The sequence below is a fragment of the Pirellula sp. SH-Sr6A genome (genome assembly GCF_001610875.1).
In the GTDB taxonomy this organism is placed as follows: domain Bacteria; phylum Planctomycetota; class Planctomycetia; order Pirellulales; family Pirellulaceae; genus JBKCUI01.
Window position 1 is genome coordinate 167,971 of record NZ_CP011272.1, and the last position, 25,106, is coordinate 193,076.

Consider the following 25,106-nt stretch of genomic DNA (forward strand, 5'->3'; position numbering starts at 1 on the left):
GGTGGTTCGAGAAGGAGCTGTCTTAAGGATAGCCATTTGGAGGGGCGATCTCAAGAATCGAGTCGATCCGTGTATACTGGGGGGCTTGGCTATAGGGTGAGCGATTGCGATCGCTCCCTTCTGTTCGATCGACCTTTCAGAAAGCGATATCCATGAAACATTCTCTCCGACGCGCCATCGCTACCTCCTTGTTATTCGCACTCGGGAGTTGGGCAGCCCTTCCAACGGCATCTTCCGCATTGGGACAGCAAGCCCCTTCCTCCAATGGGAATGGCAATTTTGTGATCGGGCCTGAGTACACGTTGGCTTCGGACTTGACGGATCAAGGAAATCCGAAGGGGAAGGCATTCGAGTTCTCGATGCCCCTCGAGGAAAGCAAGATCTTCAAAGGAGATGATAAGACGCTCGATGCTCGCAAAGAAGTACGAAAAGAGCGAAAGATTTTCGTCTATGTCCCGGCACAATATAAGGATGGCACGAAGGCCCCGGTGCTGGTGATCCACGATGGTCCTGGCCAATTGAACCTGGTGCGCAATGCGCTCGACAATCTGACGATCTCTAAAGATCCATCCAGGAAGCTGCCCCCATTCATCGCGATCGCCATTCAAAACGGAGGAAACGATGGCAAGGGAAGTCAGCGGGGGCTCGAGTACGATACGATGTCCGATCGCTTAGCGCGTTTCGTCAACGATGAAGTCTTTCCTGCTATCCTTAGCCATCCCGATATCAAGGCTGCTTACCCGGGTATCGCGATCACGGACGATCCATGGGGAAGAGGGGTTTTGGGATGCAGCTCGGGTGGTGCAGCGGCATTGACGATGGGATGGTTTCGGCCCGATCTATTCCGTCGCTTGATCACTTACTCGGGTACCTTCGTTGACCAGCAGGACGACGATGCACCGGAGGAGGCCCAGTATCCGCTCGGCGCTTGGGAATACCATTCCAGCATGAAACTGATCCAAAACTCGGAAAAGAAACCGCTTCGCATTTTCACCCATGTCGCCGAAAACGATCTTCGTGCCAAAGATCCTGAAGAAACGTATCACAATTGGGTGATGGCCAACGAACGGACAGCGGCGGAACTGAAGGCCAAGGGCTACGACTACCGATATGTCTTCAGCAAAGCGACGAAACACTGCGATCGCAAGGTTTTCGAGCATACGCTAGCCGATACTCTCGTCTGGATGTGGCAAGACTACAAAGCCGCTGCGCAATAACTGCAACAGGTATCGACGGAGTTTGCCGCAAAGGAATGAAAGGCTCAAATCGTGAATCGATCGAACCTCCTAACATGGCTTGCAGAGTGCACCGGCGATGATGTCTGGTCGATCGACTACTGCCGTCAGGTAGGAATTCCCGATGCTTGGATCCTCGATCTGAGCGAGATCTACGAAAGCGGGTTTAAATCACCCGGCGAGATGCTGTACCGGCATGGGAATCGAATCCATCAATATCGAGGGATACGCGATTCGGACTTGGCGAAACGCATCGCCCAACAATTGGGATTAACCGTAGAACCAATCGAGAGAGCAGCGTTATCGCATAGCGATCTGGTCCGGCGAATCAAAGAGGCCGTGGAAGAAGAGTGATCGCTAGAAGAAACAGACAGTCAAACAATCGAGAGAATGGAATCGATTGTTTGACTGCTGTCACATGTGTATCGAATTACAGGAGATTCCCTAGACCGACGATAGCGATCTCGACAGTAAATGGACCATGGGGAGATTGGAATCGAAGCATTTCAACGTGGGCCCCCTGGTCGAAGGAAATCGAGTGATTCTTTCCAACCACTACCGTTGGAAGCCCCAACGCGATGCCTTCGATTCCCATCTTATCTTTGCTGGATCCCCCAATCATATTCGTCAGTTCACCGACTGTGTCGATGACTTCCGCGGTGATGGATTCGGGTCGTTCGCCGAGAAATGCCTCGGCTGCAGCGATGGCCATTTCCGCGGAGATACTGACCACGACCGAGCCTCGGATCGCACCGGAGACTCCCACGATGCCACTGCATTCATGGCGAGTCGCGGACGCATCATTGGTCGCAAACCCGACTAGGTCGACCTCCCAGCTCAGCATGCGGCTGAATACTTCTTTCGTGCACTTGATAAACGGGGCAAGAAATCGTTTCTGTGCTTCCGAAAGTCCGGTTGCTTGTGGGCGCTGCGTGGTAGTCGACACGAAGAATTCCTTATAGAGAGCTTCTTAGGTGGGGAGTTAAACCGTGACAAACTTATCCAGTTTGGCACGCAGATCGTCCGCCTCGAATGGTTTCGTCAAGTAATCGTTGACACCCGCTTGAATCGCCGCGATGACTTGGCTCTTCTGTGCTTCGGTCGTGACCATAATGATGGGGACCGTCGAGCCAAGTGCCCGGATCTCGGTTACCACATCGAGCCCGCTTTTGTTGGGCATGTTCCAATCGGTGAGAATCAAATCCACCGGTTCATTTTTATAAGCGTCAATCGCTTCTTGGCCATCGGCCGCTTCAACGATTTCTGTCACTCCGACCGCGTTGAGAGATCGAATGATAATCTTCCTCATGATGCCAGAATCGTCTGCAACTAAAACTTTCATGCGTTACCCCGTTCTCTATTCCCAAATATTGGTCGCGTGCAGGACTTGAAGCAATCCTGCCATTTCGTTGAACGAACTACTGTTGGTTACCGGTTGGTTTAGTCAAATAAACTGTTCTCAGATTTCCGTAGGATCGGATTCCCTCACGCGTCGAGAGGTCCGTTGCATCCGGTAGAAGTCGCACTATCCATATAATCAACACGAAAGGGTCCGCCCTCCCCAACCAGGAGGGCGTTTTCACACGGTGCGTGGATCTGAAGCAGCGAGCGAGTGTTCGGCTTTCTCTCGCGAAATCGCACAGACACGACGTATCCAATCCGGCGGCGGAAGGCAGGTTCAGGAAACTTTAATGAAACATCGGAAATGATCGAGTCAATTACATTCAGGTCTGTTAAAGCCTGCGGGGAAAGCACGACTGATTCGGCTGTTAGATACGACGAGGTAAATTCTGCATCGCAGGGAATTCTTGCCGTCTGGAGCAGCATTACCCATTTGGGAGGTTATTCTTCGGCATCGTGAGTTCCGTATGCCCCCTACGGCGTTAATGGATTGGATCCAGGTCGATCGTTCCCTCCTTTGCTACCTTTGCTGAGGTAGCAAAGGAGGGAACGCGAAGTGGATATAGCGTTTGAGTAGATATTGGGGGGCATAAACATGTTTCAAGATGATGAACTCATTCAGGACTTCGTAGTCGAGAGCAGCTCGCACTTAGCGGATATTGAAAGCCAGTTGTTGGAGATTGAGGCCGCTGGCGACAACATTGACATCGAGCTGGTCAATACCGTCTTTCGCGCCATTCACTCTGTAAAGGGCGCCGCTGGTTTCTTGAGTTTGGCAGTGATCAACTCGCTCGCTCACAGTCTTGAAAATGTTCTGAACATGATTCGCAACCGCGAACTGGTCATGAACAAGCGAATCGTGAATACGCTCCTTCGCGCTTCGGATCAGCTTCGATCATTGGTTGAACATGTCGAGTCGAGCAACGAAGTCGACGTGGGAAATCTGATTGAAGAATTGGATCGTATCCACCGCGGCGAAATGGAACTAGGAGATTCCGACGCTTTCGAAATGCTCGAAGAGTTGGTCGAAGAAGAGATGGCCTTGGAAGATAACGTTCCGGATATCGAATCGCAGCACGAGGAGATTATGAAAAACGTAGAAATTGCAGCCGCATTGCCCACGAAGGCACAAGCCGATCCCAAAACCGTAGCCGGCAGCACTTCTAAACCGAAAGCTACCGACTCCATCGTGCGTGTGAATGTCGCCGTCCTCGACCGACTCATGAACCTTGCTGGCGAACTGGTCCTCAGTCGAAACCAGCTCCTCGCCGCTGTGATTCGAGGTGGCAGAGAAGGTCTCGACACCGTAGCGGCTCGCGTCGATCAAGTCACCAGCGAGCTCCAAGAAACGATCATGCAAACACGCATGCAACCGATTGGAACGGTCTTCAATCGCTTCCCACGCGTTGTCCGAGATCTGAGCAGCAAACTTGGAAAAGAATGCGACTTGATCATCGAAGGGAACGAAGTGGAAGTAGACAAGACCATCGTCGAAGCGATGGGAGACCCGCTCACCCACTTGGTTCGAAACAGTATTGACCATGGCATCGAATCACCCGGAAAAAGAGCTACGGCTAGCAAACGCCCGATTGGAACGGTTCGGTTGCATGCCTTCCACCAAGCAGGGAAGGTCTGCATTCGGATCGAAGACGACGGCGCGGGAATGGATCCAGTCAAACTCAAGACGAAGGCTGTAGAGAAAGGGGTCATCGGGGCTGAACAAGCGGCAGTGATGACCGACAGCGAAGCGCTTCGCCTCATCTTCGCACCGGGATTCTCCACGGCAGCAGAAATCACCGATGTCTCAGGGCGTGGAGTCGGAATGGATGTGGTGAAAACGAACATCGAGCAATTGGGCGGTACTGTCGATGTGGAAAGCGAACTCGGGGTCGGTTCCGCGATCCATATCACGCTGCCGTTAACCCTAGCCATCGTCCCGTCGATGATTGTCAGCTGCGGTGGCGAGCGGTATGCGATCCCCCAAGCAAATATTGCCGAACTAGTGCGCGTCCCTGGTGCGGAAGTTGAGGAAAAGATCGGGAGAATCCATGGCGCAGAAGTTCTGCGATTGCGTGGCGCCCTCCTTCCTCTGATCCGCCTCGATGAAGCTCTAGGAGTCGTGCGTCCTGACGACTATCAATCGGAATCCCACGCAACCAGCATTCTCGTGCTGGAAACTGGGCAGATGCGATACGGACTGGTTGTCGACACCCTCCACGACAACGAAGAAATCGTGGTAAAGCCTTTGGGTAAACATGTCCGCGATCTTGGGTATTTGGCAGGCGCTACGATTCTGGGGGACGGATACGTCGCACTGATTCTCGATGCCGTGGGAATCGCCATGCACTGCAACCTTCGCAACGTGGACTCGGTCCTCGCCAGCGAACAAAAAGAAAGCAAAGTGGCGTCCGAAGTTCACCGATTGCTGCTGTTCGCAAATCATCCGGACGATCAATTTGCCATCCCGATGGCTATGGTAGCCAGAATCGAACGCATTCGGGCATCCGAGATTCGCGTGGTAGGCGGGCAAAACATTCTCGTGTATCGCGGAGCATCGCTCCCCATACTGCGACTCGAACAGAACATCTCGGCGTTGTATCCGGATAAAGAAGAACAGAACTTGTTTGTGATCATCTTCAAAATCCAAGACCGAGAGATCGGGCTGGCCGCACCAACCCTTCGAGATATTCGCGATATCGAAATGCTGATCGATTCGAAAACGCTCCGAGAGCCCGGTGTTCTCGGAACGGTTATCGTCGACGACTCCCCGACCCGAGTTCTGGATCTCATCGAGCTAGTCCGAATTCGCTATGCAGATTGGTTCCAATCCGAACCGTCCACCCAAACCGGAAAGTCCATCCAGCCCCCCTCGGTGTTGCTCGCGGAAGATTCCGATTTCTTCCGAAATCACGTGACACGAACTCTCGAAAGCGAAGGAATAAAGGTCGTGGGTGCGGTCGATGGACTAGATGCCTGGGAAAGTCTCCAATCCATGGTAAATGAGATCGATGTGATTGTCACAGACATCGAAATGCCCCGCATGAATGGACTTGATTTTGCCAAAGCGGTGAGAGCGGATGACGCCACATCCCGATTGCCGATCATCGCCCTGACCAGCCTCGCAGGAGATGATGATCGAGATCGTGGTACCAAGGCCGGTATCAACGAATACCAAGTGAAAATGGATCCCGCGCGTCTGATCGATGCTGTGAAGCGTCTAGCAGCGGCATCAGTCTAAGGTTCTTATTGCGTGCCAACAAAGGTCGCCGACGAGGTAATCATGAACAATCCCATCCTATCCAGCTCCAAAGCCGTTCAGTACACGACATTCTTCTGCAACCGGGCCGTCCTCGGCTTGGATATCTCCTACGTGCAAGAGATCAATCGAACCGTCAACTTAACACGTGTTCCACTCTCGCCACCTTGCGTTCGAGGAGTGATGAATTTGCGAGGTGAAGTCGTGACCATGCTGGACCTGAGAATCCTAATGGGTCTACCTGCGGGTGAGCCATCCAAGCTTTCTCGGAACCTGATCCTGAAATACGAAGGAGAGGTTTTTGGGCTCTGGGTGGATGGGGTCGCCGATATTCTCACGATCGAAAATGCGCACATTGCACCGCCACCCTCGAATCTCTCGATGACGGAATCGCGACTGATTCGAGGCGTCTATCAATCGGAAAAAGGGCTGGTGATGCTGATCGAACCGAAGGAGTTGCTCAACACCTCCCTCAACATGGCTCGCAGCGCCGCCTAACCCGACCACTAACCTACCTGGATCTCGCCTCATGAAGCAATTGTCTGCCGCTACCGGCGCGCCCATCCGTGTTCTCGTTACCGATGACTCGCCCATCTATCGCAGACTTATCAGCGACGCGCTGACCAAACTCCCAAACGTCGAGGTGGTTGGTACTTCCTTCGACGGAGAAGATTGCCTGCGCATGCTGGAAAAACTCAAACCCCACTTTGTGACACTTGATATCAACATGCCTCGTCGCGATGGTCTGTCAACTCTCGAGGAGATCCGAAAACGGGGACTCGATACGCATGTGGTTATGGTGAGCTCCCCAACACCCCAAAGCGCGGAACAGACCATGCGAGCCCTGCGCAACGGCGCCCTCGATATGATCTTTAAACCGGAAGGAGACGACATCCAATCGAATCGAAAGTCCCTGGAAATGCAACTGTTCCAACAAGTTGAAACGGTGCGAAGTCTCGCGAAGAGCGCTCTCGTACGTTCCAATCAAACCAGGATTAACACGGTCGTCCGCTCGACTTTGCCCGGCCCGACGCGGGAACCAAACAGATCGATGCACCATGTTGAACCCCGTCCGATCCACTCGCAAAGCGTGACACGCAAAGGGATTTTTGAGTGCCTTTGTATTGGGATCTCCACCGGCGGTCCCGCCGCGCTTGGAGTCGTCCTACCCGGGTTGCCTGCCAAATTTCCGGTTCCTATCTTCATCGTCCAGCATATGCCTGCGATGTTCACGAAGAGCCTTGCTGAACATCTCGCTCAGCTCTGCTCGATCCGCGTTTCCGAGGCAGTTCATGGAGAACGCCCCGAGCCAGGACACGCCTACATTGCCCCAGGCGGAAAGCAGATGAAGATTGTGAAGTCGGGTGGAATGCCTCGCATCGAAATCACCGATGAAGAATACGACTCTCCGAGCAAACCGAGCGTCGATTGCCTCTTCGAATCCGTTCATTCCGTCTTCGGAAAGAGCACGCTGGCCCTCATCATGACGGGCATGGGATGCGATGGATTGCGAGCATCCCGAATGCTTCATTCAGCCGGGGCTCATATCATCGCCCAATCCGCGGACACATGCGTCGTCTACGGAATGCCCAGGCAAATTGTCGACAATCACTTAGCCTCCGAAGTGGTTCCTTTACCAATGATGGCTACAAGAATTGGCGAACTGCTGAGAGATAGAAAATGAACGCGTTAACATCCACGCAAATCAAAATTGTCTTTGACTATGTCGAGGAACTCTGCGGTATCGCGCTCGAGGAATCCAAGGCCTATTTGATCGACGTTCGCTTCGCCAGCTTGATCAAACGATTCCAAGCTAACTCTGTAATCGATTTGATCGACAAAGCGAAGCAAAGCCAAGGCGAAGCGATTCGTCGAGCGATGATCGAAGCGATCACAACCCGCGAAACCCATTTCTTTCGAGACACGAGTATCTTCGATGCTCTCCAATTCAAAGCTCTTCCGGAGCTGTTGGATCGCAAGCAGAAACGGAATTCGAACAAACTCCGTATTTGGTCAGCCGCAGCAAGCTCAGGGCAAGAGGCTTGCTCGGTCGGCATGGTACTCCACGAAATGATCCCTGACATCGCTCGGTGGGATATTCAGATTCTCGGAACTGACATTTCTCAAGAGGCTTTAGCGAAAGGCAGAAAAGGAATCTACTCGCGACTGGATATCGAACGCGGACTTCCGGCTCACTTCGTCGGGAAATACATGAAGCCCCATCCAGAGGGGTATCGCGTCGCCGATTCCATCCTGCGACTGATCCGCTATCAAGAATTAAACCTTCTGCATCCGTTTCAATTCCAGGAACCCTTCGACATTATCTTCTGCCGAAACGTCGCTATTTACTTTGAAAAGCGTGTAAAAATCGATCTGTTTCGGAGAATGCTCCCGATCTTGCAGAAGGACGGTTATCTGTTTGTGGGAGTCTCGGAATCACTCTTCGATTGCGGACCAGAATTCAAACCCCAGTCCCACTGCCGCGGTGCGTTTTATCAACCCCATCTCACGATGCAATCGCTACAGCCATCCTCCGCTTCGCCTGAGGTGAGAAGCGCCGCAGCGATTCCTTCCAGCCGACCAACCCGGTTGCCGAATCTTCCTTCCACACCATCGAAAATTCCTCCCCCCGTTAGAACTGGGACAGGAACTGGCTTCGGAACTGGAACGGTAACCCGATGATCAAAACAGACCTGCCTTGCCGCCCTGTTTCATTGTGTCTCGTTGCGGCCTTCGCGTGGGCAGCACTGGCACTCTCTGGCTTCGCAACCGAACCGCCTCGCGAAGCCTTGTGGGGAACAGCAACGCTACACTATGAAGTTCTCAGCCAACCGTCGAGCCATCACCACGAAGTCAAACCTCGCACCGAAGCGCCCCAAACCATCCGCCCCGTGAAACCTTACGCTTACGGATGGTTCGGACCTTCACCCAACAAACATTGGTATCGGCAGTTCGGTCATCAAAACAGCTACACCCAGTACTCTCTGCGGTAACGAACAGCTCGCCATAACCTTAGGGTCATGGGCGAACCGTACGCAGCTCCCTGGGTCCGTGCGCGGCCTGACTCCAAACTATTTCGCTTTCTTGAAGACGCGGGCTCCTGCATCTCCTCGGTTCAACAAATAAGCCATCAAATCGAGGACTTCATCTTCGTTGAGCTCTTTGAGGAGATCCTTCGGCATGACGGAGACGGAAGAGGTCTTCTGGCCGGTGATTTCGCTCTTAGCAATCGTCTGGGTCTTGGTGGAATCCTCCGGATCGGTGAGTACCAACAATTCGGTCTCCGACTCCGAAAGAATTCGGCCACTGATATTTCCATCTTCGGTGCTAAGGACGACGGTTTTGTACTGATCGGAGATCACTTTGCTCGGATCGAGAATCGCTTCGGCTAAGTCGCGAGGACTGAATCGCCCAGCGACTTGCGTCAAATCGGGACCGGTTGCTCCCCCTTCTCCTGCAAAACGATGGCACACGACACATCGAGCGGCAGCGTACATCTTCTTCCCATTCTCGAAATCACGTTCCTGCATCCCTCGCTCGGTCAAAGCGACGACACCGTCGAGCGTGTACTCTTTGCCCGGTCCCTTGGCCTTTGGGATCTCCTTCGCCACAAACGCCGGAGCTCGCAGCCCCAAGGCTTCAATCGCCAATCTCTCGGTATCACTGCAGCCTGCGTACGCATCGTTACTGATATTGGTCAAGAACTTTTGGTAGCTGTTTCCGCCACTCCAACGTTGCGCCTTTTGAAACCATTCAAAGTACGCTCGTCGTAAAGATGGGGTCCATCCGGTTTTGTGTTCTCGAAGAACAAACGCATAGTGCATTTGCTGAAGGTCAGGCTGATTGGCCAACATCGACGCAATCGATGAACCATACCCTCGGTTTCGCTCCAAGAGTTCTTTACCAACGTCCACGCCTAGGTTTGATTTCTGACTGAGCAACGGGACAAACATCGCTGGTGCTCTCGGCGAGTCCAACGCGACGAGCAATGCGCACAACTCGCGATGGATTCGGTCCTCGGAAGGAACAAAAAACGATTCCAGTTTCTTGGTCCAAGCTTCCTGAACCTCTCCACCCGGCAACCCGAGGCGTATCAGGACGACCTCCAGGGTGCGAAGAAAATCCTTCTGCTGTGCTGGACTCATCTTTCCCCATTCTAGTTGCTGGAGCGTGGAATGAATGTCGCTTCGAAGCGACGCTGCACCGGATCGCGCGGCTCCCAAACAGGCTTGTATCACGCCATCGACGGACGTTGCTCGCGACGCCTTACCCCACCAAGTAGCGGCGTCGACGCGCTCGAGCGCCACGCGCGCAGCGTACCGAATGGTGGGATCGCGGTGGCTCAAGTGCTCTACTAAATACTCGACAGGAAAAGCCTCACCCGAACGCGGCTCCCGATGCCACGTTTCGATATCACGGCGAATCTTGCGAAGCTCCGCTCCGGCTTCGGAACGGGGATCCGATGGACTCGTTGATTCCGTTCCGACATAGGTGACGCGGTACAGCTCCGACTGCGTCCCGCGCCCTCCCACGGTGAAATAAAGCGCGCCGTCCTTGCCGACGACAGCATCGGTCAAAGGCAATGGGGATCGCGAAAGGAATTCTTCCTTCGTCGCGCGATAGCTCGATCCATCCGGTTCCATGTGAATGGCGTAAATCGTTCCAAACGTCCAATCGCAGAGATAGAGAGCTCGCTGATAACGCTCTGGAAATTTAGCACCATAACCAAATGTTACACCGACCGGTGAGCCAGGGCCGATGTCGACCAAGGAAGGTAGACTATCGACAAAATCGGTGGGCCAGCACGCAGTACCGCTTCGCCAGCCAAACTCGCTCCCGGATGTCGCGTGAACCACGCGTGTCGGACGATACCACGGCGTACCCATGTCCCATTCCATGTCGGAATCATAGACAAACATATCCCCCTCTGCGTTGAAGTCGAAATCGTATTGATTTCGGTACCCCACGCTGAGAATCTCCCACGATTTCCCATCGGGATCGCATTGGGCCATCCATCCCCCTGGGGCATAAATCCCCGTCGCATGACCATTGGCATCCCATTGCCGCGTGGAGAGAACATCTTCATCCCAAGTCGGCGCGATGCGACTGGTCATATTGTTTGGCAAGGAAGCGCGAAGTGGCTCTTCGCGAATTCCGCCCATCCGTGCGACAGGAGATTGAAGAATCCGATCGGCGGGAAGAAGCGTGTGATTCCCTGCTGCGACGACAATCGACTTTCCATCCGGTGAGAGCCGCAATGCGTGAGGACCATGCTCCCCGCCTCCTCGAAACGTCGCGAGCTGCGTCTTTTCGTCATACTGATCATCCCCATCCGTGTCTCGCAGTCGGTAGAGTCCGCTACCTTTTCCATTCAAGGACACATACAGGCTGTCGAAGGCAAACAGCAGGCCCTGTGCCGATGTGATATCGACGGCGAGCTTCTCAATGCGCGTCGGCTCGCTTGACCCTATTGGCGATGGAGTGATCCGTACCAAGCCCTTCTCCCCCTGATCGCTCGCAATGATCCTACCCTTTGGATCCAGCGTGATACAAACCCAGGATCCCAGTTCCTCTCGAGGTACGGTGAAGAGTCGCTCCACCTGAAATCCAGGTGGAATTTGAAAGTCCCGTTGCGAGGCCCCTCCCGCACGGTCGAGCACTCGCCTCCAAGGCCCTTCACCGTAGGCGGAAACAATCTTCAGTTTCCCTTCTTTTCCCTCTAACGTGGCGACCGTCCAGCTCTCATCCGACGCAATCGATTTCAGAGACTGCTTCGAATCGATCAAACCGAGCTTGCACACAAAACCCGAAATGCCACCCGCATTCGCGACGGTCGCTTCGATACGGTTTTCCCCGGGGGCGAGGAACTTGGAGATATCCTTCTCCAATGGGACTTCCCAGCTGTCGCTCTGCCCCACGGCATTGCCATTGATTCGGATCGATACGATATTGTCGCAGGAGGCAATGACGTATCCCTGGGTCCCCTCGGTCACAGAAAAAGTCTTGCTTAACACATACTTTCCGTCTTGATTCTCGCCCCATATCCACTTCGGTGCACTCCCGTGTTTCAGGATCGCGTCGATGTCGATGGATTTGCTGGAGGGACCATCCTGATTGCTCGCCGCGATCTCTGGACGTGCGGAATAGGACTGCGCCGAGACTAGGTTTCCATGGAAACCAACCAACGAAAGCAAAGCGAGACGAAAAAGAGCTCTTTTTGACATGGAGGGAGATTGCAAGGGTGGGAGGGAGGCGAGGATAAACGGAGCGATTATCATAGCAAAAAGGGCGTTCGGTTTGGATAGGACACGCCGAGGCCGTGCGGCCTATGTCATTGAAGATTCGTCGTTCGATAACGAATGGGAGTGACCAATTTTGCGGTGCTGCTTCTTCTCGCAAAGGCGCCAAGACGCAAACCAGGGAGCGGGAGGGGTCTCGCCAAGGCGCCAAGACGCAAGGAAAGCGGAGGAGAGTTAGGTGAACCGATGAAAGAAGGGGCAATCAGAGTGGGTGAGTACGGCAGCGACGGACTTTTAAACGATGAAAAAGAAATCTCGTTAGCCGCTCATCCTATCCCTCTCCCTCCCCAGTCTTGCGCCACTGCGCCTTAGAGAGCCCCCTTCCACCCCACTTCTGCGCCGTTGCGCCTTAGCGAGAAACCTCCCGCCCCTTGTTCTGCGCCGTTGCGCCTTGGCGAGAAACCTCCCGCCCCCTGTTCTGCGCCGTTGCGCCTTGGCGAGAACCTCCCTCTGCGCAATCGCGAGTCGCCAGCTACAGAACGTTCGAACAGTGCTTGAGAAACTGCTCCCGGATTCGTTCGCGATGCTCTGCGCAGAGCGCCTCGATGTTCCCCCCATCCTCCATCCGCAGAACATATGCCAAGCGGTTCAACTCATCTTGATGGGTAGGGAGATCATGCCGCGCCGACAAATTCATCAATCGCAATCCGGTTTCGATCCTACGCAGGAATTGATAACTCTCAGATAACCGTGCCGCTTCTTCTGGCATAAGAACTCCGCTCGCCGCCAGTTGAGCCATAATCTCAAAGGTGCTGGGTGCCAATTGCTTTTCAAACGAATGGGAAGCGAGGTGCTGAATCCACAACGATTGCGCGAGCCATTCCACGTCAAGCGTCCCACCATAGCCACGCTTCAAATTGCGAGGCGAAGCGGTCTCTTCCAACCGACGTCGCTCTTCTCCTAGCACGCGTCGATCGGTATCGCTCCAGGATCCGTCAGCGAGCAACCCGCGGATCGTTGCGATCACCTCTGCTCCAAAGGAATCATGGCTGCCCAGAGAACGCGCCTGCACCAATCGCAATCGTTGAAAAGCCGCGATGGAATGACGCTCAATATGGTCCACAAAACTGGATAGCGACCAAGCCATCGGGCTTCGCTCGCTCAAGGAAAGATTGAAGACGTGCGACTCGTACAATCTTCCAGTAGGACCGAGGCGATTGAGTTGCTGATTGACCTTTTGAGCCAACTGATTGAAGAAATCAAAATGCGAAATAGGCCTTTGCGAACTCGAATTGCCTGTCGGAACCACAGTTCCCTCCGCTTCATAAAAACAGAGAAGAGACAAATCGCTGTGGTAATTAGGTTCCTGAGCTCCGTACTTGCCGAGTGTCAAAAATGTGAACCCGCAATCCTCACCGTTCGGAAGTCGAGGCGCTCCGAGCTTTCTCACTTGCGATTCGAGGGTCGATTGGATCAACCGCTCCACGCAAGCATCGGCGATGGCCGAAAGAGCGCGATGGGTCGCGTGGTTCTCGTCTTTGCCAAGCAAATCGCGAACACCTACGTTCAGGTGCATTGCGTTCTTGAACGAGACTAGGATCGAATGAATATCCTCCGCACCTCGGCACATCTCCAAAACGACGGCCTTCAACTGTGTCGCAGTCGGGAGTTTCGACAACATCAGGGAATCGAGAAGTTCATCGATCATCCCCGGATGCTGAAGAAGAATCGACACCAAATACGGACTCGCACCACATAACCGAAGATACAACTCCATGCTGGCTTCATGGAAAAGAAACAGCTCCCACAGAACACCCTTTCCACCGATCGAACGGGTCGTCGCACAAAGGTTTTCCAAGGTCAAATCAGGATCGGGTGTGCGATGGATCTTTTCTAAAAGCGATTTCGCGATGTTCGAAAGAGCGAAGCGACATCGCTTGGTGGAGAGGAGCCGAATGTCTTCCCGAGCCAGCTCGTGCAAATGCTGCATGGCCGCCGTGCGATGCCTGAATCCATACTTCGAGAGCACTTGACAGGACCACTCCACCGAAGGTTTTGGGTCCAAAATCAAATCGACTTCATCCCACTCGCTCGTATGCACCCATTCAACTCCCTCAGGGAGGGAAGAACTTTCCGACGGCGGGGTGGAGGTCGATGCCAATCGAAACACAGGAAAGTCAATTTCTTCAATCTGAGTCAATAAGAGATCTCGTCGGAGGGACTCCATTTTTGATTCGACTCCTTCCTGTGCGTCCCGGTCGGTCTCGCCCAAAGGGCCGGTCGCACCTTCTTTGGTCTCCCCCAGCAGCGGTTGCCATGCAACTTGGAAACGGAGTTCATTCCACTCTCGCCAGAGTTGCAGCAGACGGGCCGACGGTGCAGTGTTTGGTTCGATGCCATAAGACTGCTTGGGTCGACGACGATTGTGCCGTGAGACAGCCAACAATTCGGCTTCGTCGGCATCGGATGCAAACCTTTGGAACACGAAAGAGGATGCCTCCTCGACCGCTTGCGATGCAGTCCACGGATCTCCCGCCACCAATCGAGTTGAGATCAAGGGCAATCGGTTGATGGCTAAGCCGTCCCTTTCAATCTCATGAATCCACGTTCTCGGATCGAAGAGAGGCGATGATGCTCCAGGCGATGGAATCGGAAGCAGACCCGTGGTGTCGATGCTATAAGCCAATCCATTTGGATGGGTCATCCAATAACTCCATCGAGCCAGCAGTCGCGACAGTTCTTCGTCATTCGCGTGTGACGGGGACGGAGAGAGACTCGCAGACCGATTGACGAGGACCTGCATCTCGAGTGGTTGAATGAAATCGATGAGCCCCGATCCATAATCCCCTACGGCCAAGAAGCTGAACTGCGATAGGAGAGAGGGGATCGACCTGCGACGATTTTGAATTGACATCTCCACAACGGTTAAACATCCATGCACGGCCGCATCTGCAATCTGGGCCAGCTGGTTCATCGTTTCGCCGCTCGACACCCCTTGAAGAACGAATCCGACCAGGACACGCAGAGTTTCCCGCTGCCGAAATGTCCGCATGGAGGGGAGCCAGTCTCGCTCTTCCTCCAGGCCACGCAATTCATTCACCAGAATGTCGCGCAGATGCTCCGCGCTCGTCGACTTCCCTGCATGGAGTCTCAACCAGTCGAATGAATCCGGATCCTGGATGAGACATTCGGTCGAAGAGGAACGAATCGCGAGCATCCGAATCAGGACCGGTAAGGCATCGGGGTCCCGTTCCAGAAAAGAAAGAAAAAAGCGGGGGCTTCGAGTGTTATCCAAGAATCGAAGCAGCTTCTCGACACCCTCTTCCAAGCCGGGAAATTGGCTCAGGATCGCGCCCAGTTGCGGGAAGAGCACGCTCTCCATCCCGTAAGACTCAGTTCGACGATACCAGCTCCCCAACAATTCCTCTGTTTTGGGAGAGAGCGCCAGTCGATGCTCGGAGCACCACTGCTCGAACCGTTGCATGTGCGATACCATCGACGGGGGAAACGGGTGACGAAACGAGGGCGCGAAGCACCGACACCCTCGCCGCTCACGCTACCCATAGGATAGCGTCTGCAGACCGAATCCCAAGGTCCATCCCACAATTTGCCCCCGCGTCGTTCCCTTCGGATGGAGCGACTATCGTCCGATGCTAGGTGGGTTGTTTACGAAGAAATCGCGTGGACCACGTACGGTGTAATACGGATAGGCAACCGCTGGTGATGGAACCCCCGAGCCAACTTGATTGTCAGCTGCATAGGCTTGATGGCCCGCAAAGTGACCACCTCTGAGGTGATTTCCATAATCGGTTCCGCCCCGTTGCCAACCAATTGGGCAAGGTCGGCATCCGATGGGGCTGTTGCAACCATTGCAGCTACGGCAATGGCGGCGTTCCATAAGATTGCAACCGCTGAACGAAGCGACTGCGATACCAAGGAGAACTAGGGCTTGAATGCCGCGTTTCATGACTGGGTCCTTCCAATGTGCTAATTGCTGGCAAAATCCTTCTCGGTGAGCAGTGGTCTACTCCTCAGCAATAGCGTCTTCATCGAACATTCCCTGTCGCCAAATACAATCCCTTCGGTCCCATCCTCAGAAATTGCCCGTATTGCCAACTCCCCCCAAACTCTCCTCCAACAATGACTCGTCGATGCAACCATTTCAACGCTGGGGGCCCAATCCAATATCCCATCTGCGTTGGCAACACGCAAACCACAGAAGAGGTATGGCTTTTTTGTTCTGTCGACACCCACGCCTTCGTACCGCGGAAAGCGAGTTCGAAACGGTGTATCGCGCCATGGATCTCAAACCGGCAATTCTTGATGTCGCCGATAAGGAACAGAGCTTATGGCGATCAGGGGGACGGCGATCTCGGGGACGGCGATCTGTCCCCGAACCCCTTGGACTCGCAATCCGCTTAAGCCGCTTTGATTTTCCCTAAACAGTTTCAACGCCTGCTCCTGGTTATCAGGAGTGACTCGAACAAGCAGCTCGCAAGGAGCTGCCCGAAAGGCTATTTGAGTCAAGGACGAGGTTGAAACATCGACCCCACTGATCTGCATTCCGAGCATCGCTCTACTTGGTCAACGATTCGAGGTAGTCGAGAATGGATGCGAATTCGTAAACGGTGAACTCGTTCAGCAATCCGGTCGGCATCGAAGAGACCGTCGAGGTCTTCCTGGCTGCGATATCTTCTTTCATGACCAAGAACTCTTTGCCCTGAGCATCCCTCAGTACGACACGATCGTTTTGTTCGTTGGTAACGAATCCGGTGATTGTTTCGTCGTCGTGTGTTTGGATGATGTTGGTAATGAATCCTTGCGCGATCGATTTGCTCGGATCGATAACGGCGGTTGCCAGTTCAGGTCGCTTGTAGGTACGCGCGATATTGCCGAGGTAGGGACCTTTCTGCACTTCATCTTGCCGGACGGTATGGCACTGCGTGCATTTGGCTTTCGTGAACAGTCGCTCTCCAAAACTGATATCTCCCTTCATGTCCACCACGCTTTTGAGCGCTTCCTCAGGATTGATCGATGCGAGCTTTGGCGATTTGTCCTCCGGTCGCGGTTTGATCTTCAATCGATTGGAAATGTTCTGCGCAACTTTCGCCACCTCGGCATCGGGATCCTTCCAGGCCGCCAGGATCTCTTCATCGAGATGATGGCTGGCAAGCCTTCCGGCCGTTCGCATCAATCGAATCTTCCGAGCTTTGTTGCCCCACGCTTCCTCCAGTCCCTTTTGTGCGGCCGCTTGAACCTCCGGACTCGGACTCTTGCTGGCCAATTGCAGAAGGGCGGAATCGGCAATCGTGCCGAGCGGGCCGGTGGTTGCGTTGGCAAGCTCCAGCAGACGTGGTATTTGCAATCCGAGAGTAGGAGAATTCAACAGCGCATCGCGAGCTTTCTCCGACAGCGCATTGTCTCCCCCTTCGCGATCCAATCGCTCCATACAACGAATCATTGCCTCGAACGACTCCGGATGCGAAATCCGGGCTAAAGCAATCACGACCTGACTCAGGGGTTGCTTTGCGAGTCCCTCCATTTTGGAAGCAGCCAGCAAGAGGGGGAGGGCGTTGGCTGGGATCTCCTTGGCCGTCGCAAGCTTTGCGACCGCGATCGGAATCGCTGCGCTGTCGCGAGTTGCAATTTCAATGATCCGCTCCAGCCCCTCATCGTTTTCGATGCGATTCTTCTCCATCGCCTCGATCAAAAACGCCGCTTCTTTAGAATCAGCAGCTGCGAGGGCAGAACGGAGAGTTGTGAGAATCTTCTTGGACTCGCCCCAGGTCTCGGGTTGGTAATAAGGACCTCGCGTGTCGGGTCGGGTCCCCCAGGAATCACCATTCCATTCCCCTTCCACGAAATGCAATCTACAAAGAGCCCCCAGCAGGAGCTCGCGTCGCTCCGGCGATGTCTCCTTTGCCAATCTTGCAATCACAGCATCGACGACTCGAGAATCGTGCATCATTGCGAGTGATCGCAATAAGGGAGGCAATGGTGCAGTCCCTTGTTCCAGGGCAGCCAAACAAGCATCGATTTGCTTCTGCTTGGCCAGGGTCCGAATGGCGGTATGGACAATCACAGGGTCTGCATGGCCCAGTGCTTGGAGAATCGTCTGAGCATTGGCAGTCGTTTGGATCGACTCGACCCGTTGGCGATCTGCATTGCGAGACGCAACACCCTTCGAAAGGAGTTGCGAGTGGCGACCGTCTCCGCGTCTCGCCAATTCCCGGCTTGCGTCCATCCTCCGACGATAGCTCGGGGATTCCATCTCCTGAACCAACTCGTCGTTGTTGAGCTTGGCATAGTCCCGAAGCGGCTCCGGTTGAAATCCCTTGGGTTGGATCCGAACGATGTAACCGACGTTGGGTCCGTTCCAATTGAAATTGGCCCCCTTCCAACTCGCCGCATATACCCGGCTGTTGCCGTCGACATCGGCGTCGGTTGGACGCGTCATTTTGACCAGCGGTTCAGGCGTCGCGACTTCTTGATAGGTCGCCCCCTGGGGCTTCACCGAGTGGCGATAGATCGCATTGGTTCCCCAATCCGCGGTGAAAGGAGCTTGATTCCATTTTCCAAAGCCAGGTTCGTCGATGTAAACAGCACCGCACCCCGAACCTCCTCCGTAGTCCGCCAGGGGAGCGACGCACTCGTCGCTGAAGTTTTTATAAAGACGTGGATAACCATGGTCGTCGTTTCCGGTGAAGTGATGGAGTCGCACATCCCATCCGCCACCATCATTCGTATTGTCTCTCGCGAACATCTCCATCGCCGGGCTAATCGCTACCTCGAGAATGTTGCGTGTTCCGGTGGAGTAGATTTCCAATCCAGTCCCGTCCGGGCGTACGCGAATCACGCCTCCGCCGCGATGGGAGAGGCGAGTGCCGTCCGCTCCCACTGCGTCCATAAAGCCGAAATCTCCACCTGCGATATACAACCATCCGTCCGCTCCGAGGCTGAGCCCATTGGTCGTGTGGTCCGCTGGGCGTTTGTCGTAATCAAATGCGAGATTCTTTACGAGCGTTTTTTGTTCGTCCGCCACTCCATCTCGATCGCGGTCGATGAAGACGCTCAAGTGAGGAGGATGCATCAAATACAGTCGATCCTTGTCCCAGACCAATCCTCGCGGCGCGTCGACTTCACAGAACACTTTGGTCTCGTCAGCGCGTCCATCGTTGTCGGTATCTCGTAACCGGATCACGCGGCCGCGCATCGGATCGCGTCCCAACGACCCATTTCCATCGGAGCTCACATACAAAGTCCCGTCGACATCCGCTGCCACAAAAACAGGATAGTTTACCGCTGGGGGTGCCGCAAAAAGGGTTGCCTCGAAACCGTCCGCGACTTGAACATCCTTCAAGATGGCGGCCTCTTCCTCCTGAGTTCTTTTCTCAATGCGAGGCACGATGTTTCCACTCTTGGCGTATTCGTCCCCCTGCAGTGCCGTAAACTTGCCAGCAGGAGATTTAGGATCTGCAGGCCACAGCGACTTGATAGCCGCCCCTTGCACTCGGATCTCGCGAATGCTGCACCAGCCACCTGTGCTGCTAATCCCCGTGACTCGGAGGAATCGAAGTGCAGTGGGAGAGCTGAATTCCTCTTTCCCAACGCGTGGTTTCGAATTGGTCGATTGGTCGATTAGCAATTTAAAATCGGTACCATTTTCCGATCCCTCCACTCGGTACTTGTAAATACCAGATGGCATCTCCCAAGCGATCTCCATGGACTGTACCGTTTGGGGATCTTGGAATTCCAATTGAATCGACTGGGGATAGGATGGACCATCGGCACACCAGCGGGTGTCCTGCTTCCCATCGACTACATGATGGGTTGGGTTCCCATCCTGCACGCTCGACGCGGTGACCTTGACCAAAGTCGCATCCTTAGGGGCATTGCCGACTCCCGGAGTAGCATTATTGGAGAACTTGTTTTTGTCGATAAACGTGACTTTGTTCTCCCCCTCGAACGGTTTGAGATAGTCCGCGTTCAACTTATCGCAAGCCCACAGGAGTCCCCGGGTTACCAATTCGAGATACCGAGCGTCGGCGACCGTTTCCGTATTATGGCCGAGCGATGTGCTGAAACTCCGAGCTCCCTGCTTTTCATTAATCCAAACCACAACCGCGTGGTCGACGCGTTCCTTGTCTCCTCGTCCCACTTTTTGCTTTCCGACTGCCAAGGGAACGGCATCGTACATCTTGACGTTGTTGTAAAGCTCCTCGCGGATCGTGGTCCAGTTCGTAAGGGTCTCCGTGATCGGGTGCTTGGGCATCTCAAACTCGATTTCGATCGGTTCTTGCGGTCCATGTCCCGTCGATTGCAATCCAAGATGTTTGAACCAGACATCGTTACCGGCACGGAAACTGTGCATGGCACAGTGAAGGTGAACTGCAGGAATCTTTTGGTGCGTTTGAACGATTCGATTTAACAACGCCGGGTCTTTGATATCGGCGGCGCATTCATCGTGGATGATGATGTCGTACTCTTCAGCCCAATTCAGCTTGCTGTAAAGAGGAAGCATCGGGGCCGTAGTCGAGTTGTCCGTCCAATAAACATCCACTTGCACATTTGCTCGGGCTTGAATCCCATTGCAAAGAGCCTCCTGCTGCTTCGCATAGTCATGGCAACAGCCCCCCGCGATGAGCAATGCTCGAATCGGCTTGGTTTCTTTGGTCTGACCAAGCCCCAGGCTGGGGAATGTGATCAAAAGGGAAAGGGCAAGAAGGGTGCTGAGAATGGATTTCATATGTTTCAACCAAGTAAATCCCCTCGGTTCAGGCTGCGAAGGGAGGAGTGTTTCGAAATTGGGTTGCGTTCAAACCGATTTTTGAGACGGGAGTTGAGACTTGGCGTTGTCTCGGCGGGGAAGACGAACGGGTACGATCCTCCCCTCTGACTCGACATAGGATGGCGAACGAACCCATAGAGACATATTAAACCAAAAACGAGGCCGCGTCACTCGCCCCCCGCACTTCAAGATGCCAGAGGGGAATCTACAATGCCCTTTCGATCTCCCCTCCCTCCACTTCCCTTCCCACCCTCCGACTGCTCGGAACTGCCATGCATTCACCCACTAGTTCAAACCTGCAGTACCCTCGGATTCTCTTCTCCGTTGGGCTGGCTTGCCTCACCATCTTCCTGCTACTAGCCGTTGAGTCGTTGGCGGCGGAGCCTAAGGAAATACGGTTGCCGGTAACACGCGATACGTGGCTCTCCAATGCTGGCAACGAATCGAAAGGGGCCAACGGTGGTGCCTCGCGACTCAAATTAAAATCGATTCAAGAGCTCTCCTTGATCGATTTTGATTTTGCATCCCTCCGCGGGCATGCGATCTCGCGGGCTCGGCTCTATTTGAAACGGGCAAGCGACATTCCCATCGACCGGATCACTCTCAGTACTCTCGCAGCCGATTGGGTGGAGGGGACTGCACAGAATTATGAAATCGTCGATGGGCAATCCACCTTCTCTCATCGTATCTATCCCAATGAACTTTGGAATGACGGCGATATCACCTCGGTCAGTCTCGGTTCAGGAGGGACGCAATGGCACTCCCTCACGCCACGCGAAGAAGCCGAGGGTTGGATGGTTTTCGATGTCCCGGTCAGCTTGGTGGAGGCTTGTACCGCGGGCTTGAGTCACGGTTGGCTCATCATGGATGACACGGGATCGACTTGGAAACGTGACGGAGAGAGCTTCGATTTTCAACTCTTCCCCAATCGAACTGTCTTCAGCAAGGATTCGAATCGTGCAAATGCTCCCTACTTGCTCGTCGAAACAACTCCTGGTGTTGCGGCTCCCTCCCCACCATCTCCTACCAACGTGACCTGGGTTCCCCCGACCGGATCGGAACCTCGTACCAAACTGACTTGGAAAACCGATTCCGATTCGGCCATGGGTTGCGAAGCTACTGTCGATGGTAAACCACTTTCAAAATTCTTTATTCGCTCCACGGATAAATCACCTCGTAAATCACCTCGGCCGTACGCCATCGTCGTCGATCCGTTTAATCCGCCCTGGAGTTGGCAGGAGGACCACCGCATCACCTTGGTGGCCGTCAATCGCGATGGAAAAAGGAGCGATCCCGTGTCGATCGATTGGAAAGGTCGTCCCAATGCAGTTCCATCGCCAACCGCCGAGCAACTCCGGATGTCCCTAGTGAAAACGAACGAGCTCCAACAATCGAAGAAGGCCCAGGACGCGGAAGCTCTTTGGAGCCAAGCGGAATCGATTGGAAAGTCACGGTTTACTTGGGTGCATCCACTGGATCAATTCGTCGCGCCGACTGCCGAGTTGATCCCAAGCCAGCGGACGGATTATTTAGCTAAGAACATTTATTGGGATGCATCGCAGGGACTCATTCGGCTCGACGGCAGCCGCGGCGATTGGATTGGGGTGCAATTGGCCATCCAATCTCCTGTTGCACCGAAGCTGCAGTGGAAAGCGGTACTGCCCCCAGGATGGCGATGCGAACTTTACCAAGTGGATTACATTCCGTCGGGAGAACGCTGGCTTCCCGATCCTTTGATGCCGATCGATACGAGCAAAATGTCAGACACCAAGGTAGCTCTCCCGCTATCCGACCGGTCCCCCAACTTGGGAGCTTGGCTTCTGGAGCTCTATATCCCCGATGGGGAAATCCCTGGAACGAAGGGAATGGACCTCCAGGTGGAGTCGGATGGAAAATCGCGGACGCTGAAAGTGGAAGTTCAGGTTCGTTCTGCGCTGACTCCTAAGGAAATGCGTTTCTTACCGGAGATGAACTGTTACGACTTGCCCGCCAACGAATTGGACTACTATCGGATGGCACATCGGCATCGCGTGGTCCTGAATCGCGTTCCCTACTTTCAGAATGGTCGGATGGCGAGTGGTTTGGCTCCCGACATGGCTTCGACCGGTTGGGATTGGAGCAAATGGGATGCTCGCTTCGAAAAGTACTTCACAGGCGAAGCGTTCGCGGATTTGCCTCGAGGTAAAGTCCCAATGGATTGCTTCTACCTGCCGATGCACGAGAATTGGCCGTTGCCGATCAACGAACATTACAATGGCAGCTATTGGGCCGACGAAGCCTTTACCGAGGAATACCGAGCCGCTTGGGTACAGGCCGTTCAAGCCTGCGAAGCGCACATTCGGGAGAAGGGTTGGCTGCAAACTCGCTTTCACGTTTTCTTGAACAACAAAGTCGACTTCAAGAAACGAGGCTGGTCGCGTGGGTCGTCGCCTTGGTTGCTGGATGAACCTGCCAACTTCCAGGATTACTTGGCACTACGCTACTTTGGAAGAGCCTTTGCAGAGGGACTTTCCACTTCTGTGCGAGATTCGAATTTATTCTATCGCTGCGACGTTTCGCGTCCGCAATGGCAACGGACTACCCTCGATGGTTTGATGCGCTACAACGTGGTTTCCCAAACCGCATTCCGTCAATATCGACGACTCGTTTTGGATCGCAAATGCGCCGACGATCAACTGGTCATGATCTATGGATCCGCGAATCCATTGGGGACCAACAATGTCCAGACGCTAGCTTGGGCTTGGGATAGCTGGTTGCGAGGGGGCGATGGCATATTGCCCTGGCAAACCATAGGGACGGCCAAATCCTGGGAAGGGCCTGACGAATGCTCGTTGTTCTACCCCAATCGTTCGGGTGACCAAGCCCATGCGGGGCAACCTATTCCGTCGGTCCGACTCAAAGCCTATTGTTACGCGCAGCAGGATGTCGAGCGACTCCAAGCGGCTCTCGCGGGCGAGCAATCTAATGCGGACATCAAAACGATCGATCGGTATCGTTGGGGTGAATCCATACTCCAAGTATTACCGCTTGCTTCGCGCCGAGCGGAGATTGGAGGATACACCGAGGATGCAGGATGGTCCGATTACGGAGCAATCTCGCCCGAAACGATGGAACATTGGCGACGCGCATTGCCCGTCGACTAATCCCGTTCCCCCCGCGACGCGCGCCGTCGACTTACTCCCTGGGCATTACCACTGCGGTATGCCCTTGTGTCCCTAGCCGCAGTTCGGTCCCCGGTGTGAAGTGACTTCTTTTCACATAGCCTAAACCAACCGCTGCACCTGGGCTGAGCGGGGCGTACGAGCGAAGTTGTCCGACCTCGCTATCTCCACTGCGAAGCTTCGTTTCTTCTGGAACGTTCATATCGATCGACCCGTCCCCGGAGATGGCCAATTTCACCAGCTTCTTTTGCACTTGTCCGAGCGCGTCCAATCGCGCCACGGTTTCCTGTCCTAGGTAACAACCCTTTCGAAAGGATATCGCGGAGGTATCGCGATCGAGTTCTTGCGGAAAATTCTTATCATCCAGATCGATCCCATACCAAGGCCAGAAGCTTTGAATGCGAAGCGCTTCCCAATCGGACCGATGATCAAGATCGCTGAGGAGGAGCTCTGCATGCAGGGACGGATCACAACTCGTCGGTAGCTCTGGGGACTCGGACAGCAGCAATCGCGACGTTGGCCCAGCCCAAGGAGCACGCACCAAATGGGCGGGGAGCCCGTTCCAAAAGGTTGTGAACGAATCGGGCCATGGAGCCGCGGGGAGATCGATGCCCAGTCTCGGAAGGATGGACTCGTCGGCAGCCAGCCACAGCGTAAACGCCGAGCTCCGATCGGTGATCGTCGCATCCTCCATGATGATGAACCGGTCGAAATGCGGAACCAAGCGTTCCGCTTGACCGGGAACCGAGACAAAGAGATGGAACTCGGGCAGTCCTATCGCCAGGCCATGTCCAAAGGTTCGCCCCTTGGAATCGGTGATGAACGTCTCGCGGGACTGGCCTACCGCGAGTTCTCGAAGATCCTGTGTGGCCAAATTGTTGAACACTTTGCTTCGGTCTTTGCCCCGAATTTCGACGATCGATCCGGTTCCCAATTTCCAGAGCTTTGACATGCTTGACTTTCACGTACCGAGGAGCAGGTGTTAGAATCGTAAAATGTGACGCATCCTGCACGAGACGACAATCG

At 54.2% G+C, this 25,106-nt stretch carries 15 protein-coding genes; 8 read left to right on the top strand and 7 right to left on the bottom strand.

The annotated features are described in order from the left end of the window. Positions 1–152: 152 nt before the first annotated feature. Complete coding sequence (locus tag VN12_RS00540) at positions 153–1,217, top strand: alpha/beta hydrolase (RefSeq protein WP_146674994.1); 1,065 nt, start codon at positions 153–155, stop codon at positions 1,215–1,217. A gap of 51 nt (positions 1,218–1,268) precedes the next feature. After that, on the top strand, positions 1,269–1,589 hold the full coding sequence (locus VN12_RS00545; protein ID WP_146674995.1) for a hypothetical protein: 321 nt from the start codon (positions 1,269–1,271) through the stop codon (positions 1,587–1,589). 76 nt (positions 1,590–1,665) lie between these two features. Here VN12_RS00545 and VN12_RS00550 read toward each other — a convergent pair whose 3' ends face one another. Then, on the bottom strand, positions 1,666–2,181 hold the full coding sequence (locus tag VN12_RS00550; RefSeq protein ID WP_146674996.1) for a chemotaxis protein CheX: 516 nt from the start codon (positions 2,179–2,181) through the stop codon (positions 1,666–1,668). Positions 2,182–2,217: 36 nt separating this feature from the next. After that, positions 2,218–2,577 (bottom strand): response regulator, encoded by a 360-nt coding sequence (locus tag VN12_RS00555; RefSeq protein ID WP_146674997.1) that lies wholly within the window; start codon positions 2,575–2,577, stop codon positions 2,218–2,220. 654 nt (positions 2,578–3,231) lie between these two features. On the opposite strand from VN12_RS00555, the gene VN12_RS00560 reads away from it, so the two are divergent. From VN12_RS00560 to VN12_RS00580, 5 genes are read left to right on the top strand one after another with little or no spacing between them, the layout of a single operon-like run. After that, positions 3,232–5,874 (top strand): chemotaxis protein CheW, encoded by a 2,643-nt coding sequence (locus VN12_RS00560; RefSeq protein ID WP_146674998.1) that lies wholly within the window; start codon positions 3,232–3,234, stop codon positions 5,872–5,874. Positions 5,875–5,916: 42 nt separating this feature from the next. Beyond that, positions 5,917–6,390, top strand: a complete 474-nt coding sequence (locus tag VN12_RS00565) for a chemotaxis protein CheW (RefSeq protein ID WP_146674999.1) — start codon at positions 5,917–5,919, stop codon at positions 6,388–6,390. A gap of 31 nt (positions 6,391–6,421) precedes the next feature. Next, positions 6,422–7,576, top strand: a complete 1,155-nt coding sequence (locus VN12_RS00570; protein WP_146675000.1) for a chemotaxis response regulator protein-glutamate methylesterase — start codon at positions 6,422–6,424, stop codon at positions 7,574–7,576. Next, a complete protein-coding gene (locus VN12_RS00575) occupies positions 7,573–8,574 on the top strand; it encodes a CheR family methyltransferase (protein WP_146675001.1) in 1,002 nt (333 codons plus the stop codon). The genes VN12_RS00570 and VN12_RS00575 overlap by 4 nt, the downstream gene beginning before the upstream one ends. After that, complete coding sequence (locus VN12_RS00580) at positions 8,571–8,885, top strand: hypothetical protein (RefSeq protein WP_146675002.1); 315 nt, start codon at positions 8,571–8,573, stop codon at positions 8,883–8,885. The genes VN12_RS00575 and VN12_RS00580 overlap by 4 nt, the downstream gene beginning before the upstream one ends. A 78-nt stretch (positions 8,886–8,963) precedes the next feature. Here VN12_RS00580 and VN12_RS00585 read toward each other — a convergent pair whose 3' ends face one another. From VN12_RS00585 to VN12_RS00600, 4 genes are all read right to left on the bottom strand, one after another. Beyond that, the gene (locus VN12_RS00585) at positions 8,964–12,116 is read right to left on the bottom strand and encodes a c-type cytochrome (RefSeq protein WP_168164118.1); all 3,153 of its coding nucleotides are present in this window, start codon (positions 12,114–12,116) and stop codon (positions 8,964–8,966) included. A 547-nt stretch (positions 12,117–12,663) separates the two neighbouring features. Then, entirely contained in the window at positions 12,664–15,615 is a 2,952-nt protein-coding gene (locus VN12_RS00590) for a hypothetical protein (RefSeq protein WP_168164119.1), read from the bottom strand. 156 nt (positions 15,616–15,771) lie between these two features. Next, positions 15,772–16,098, bottom strand: a complete 327-nt coding sequence (locus tag VN12_RS00595; protein WP_240491277.1) for a hypothetical protein — start codon at positions 16,096–16,098, stop codon at positions 15,772–15,774. Positions 16,099–16,707: 609 nt separating this feature from the next. After that, positions 16,708–20,877: a discoidin domain-containing protein gene (locus VN12_RS00600; protein ID WP_146675005.1), complete on the bottom strand. Its 4,170-nt coding sequence runs from the start codon at positions 20,875–20,877 to the stop codon at positions 16,708–16,710. Positions 20,878–21,191: 314 nt separating this feature from the next. On the opposite strand from VN12_RS00600, the gene VN12_RS00605 reads away from it, so the two are divergent. Beyond that, entirely contained in the window at positions 21,192–24,062 is a 2,871-nt protein-coding gene (locus VN12_RS00605) for a glycoside hydrolase domain-containing protein (RefSeq protein WP_146675006.1), read from the top strand. Positions 24,063–24,093: 31 nt separating this feature from the next. Here the strand turns inward: VN12_RS00605 and VN12_RS00610 are convergent, their stop codons facing one another. Then, positions 24,094–25,032 carry a YgfZ/GcvT domain-containing protein gene (locus tag VN12_RS00610; protein ID WP_146675007.1) on the bottom strand — a complete coding sequence of 313 codons (939 nt, stop codon included), beginning with the start codon at positions 25,030–25,032 and terminating at the stop codon, positions 24,094–24,096. Positions 25,033–25,106 lie beyond the last annotated feature (74 nt).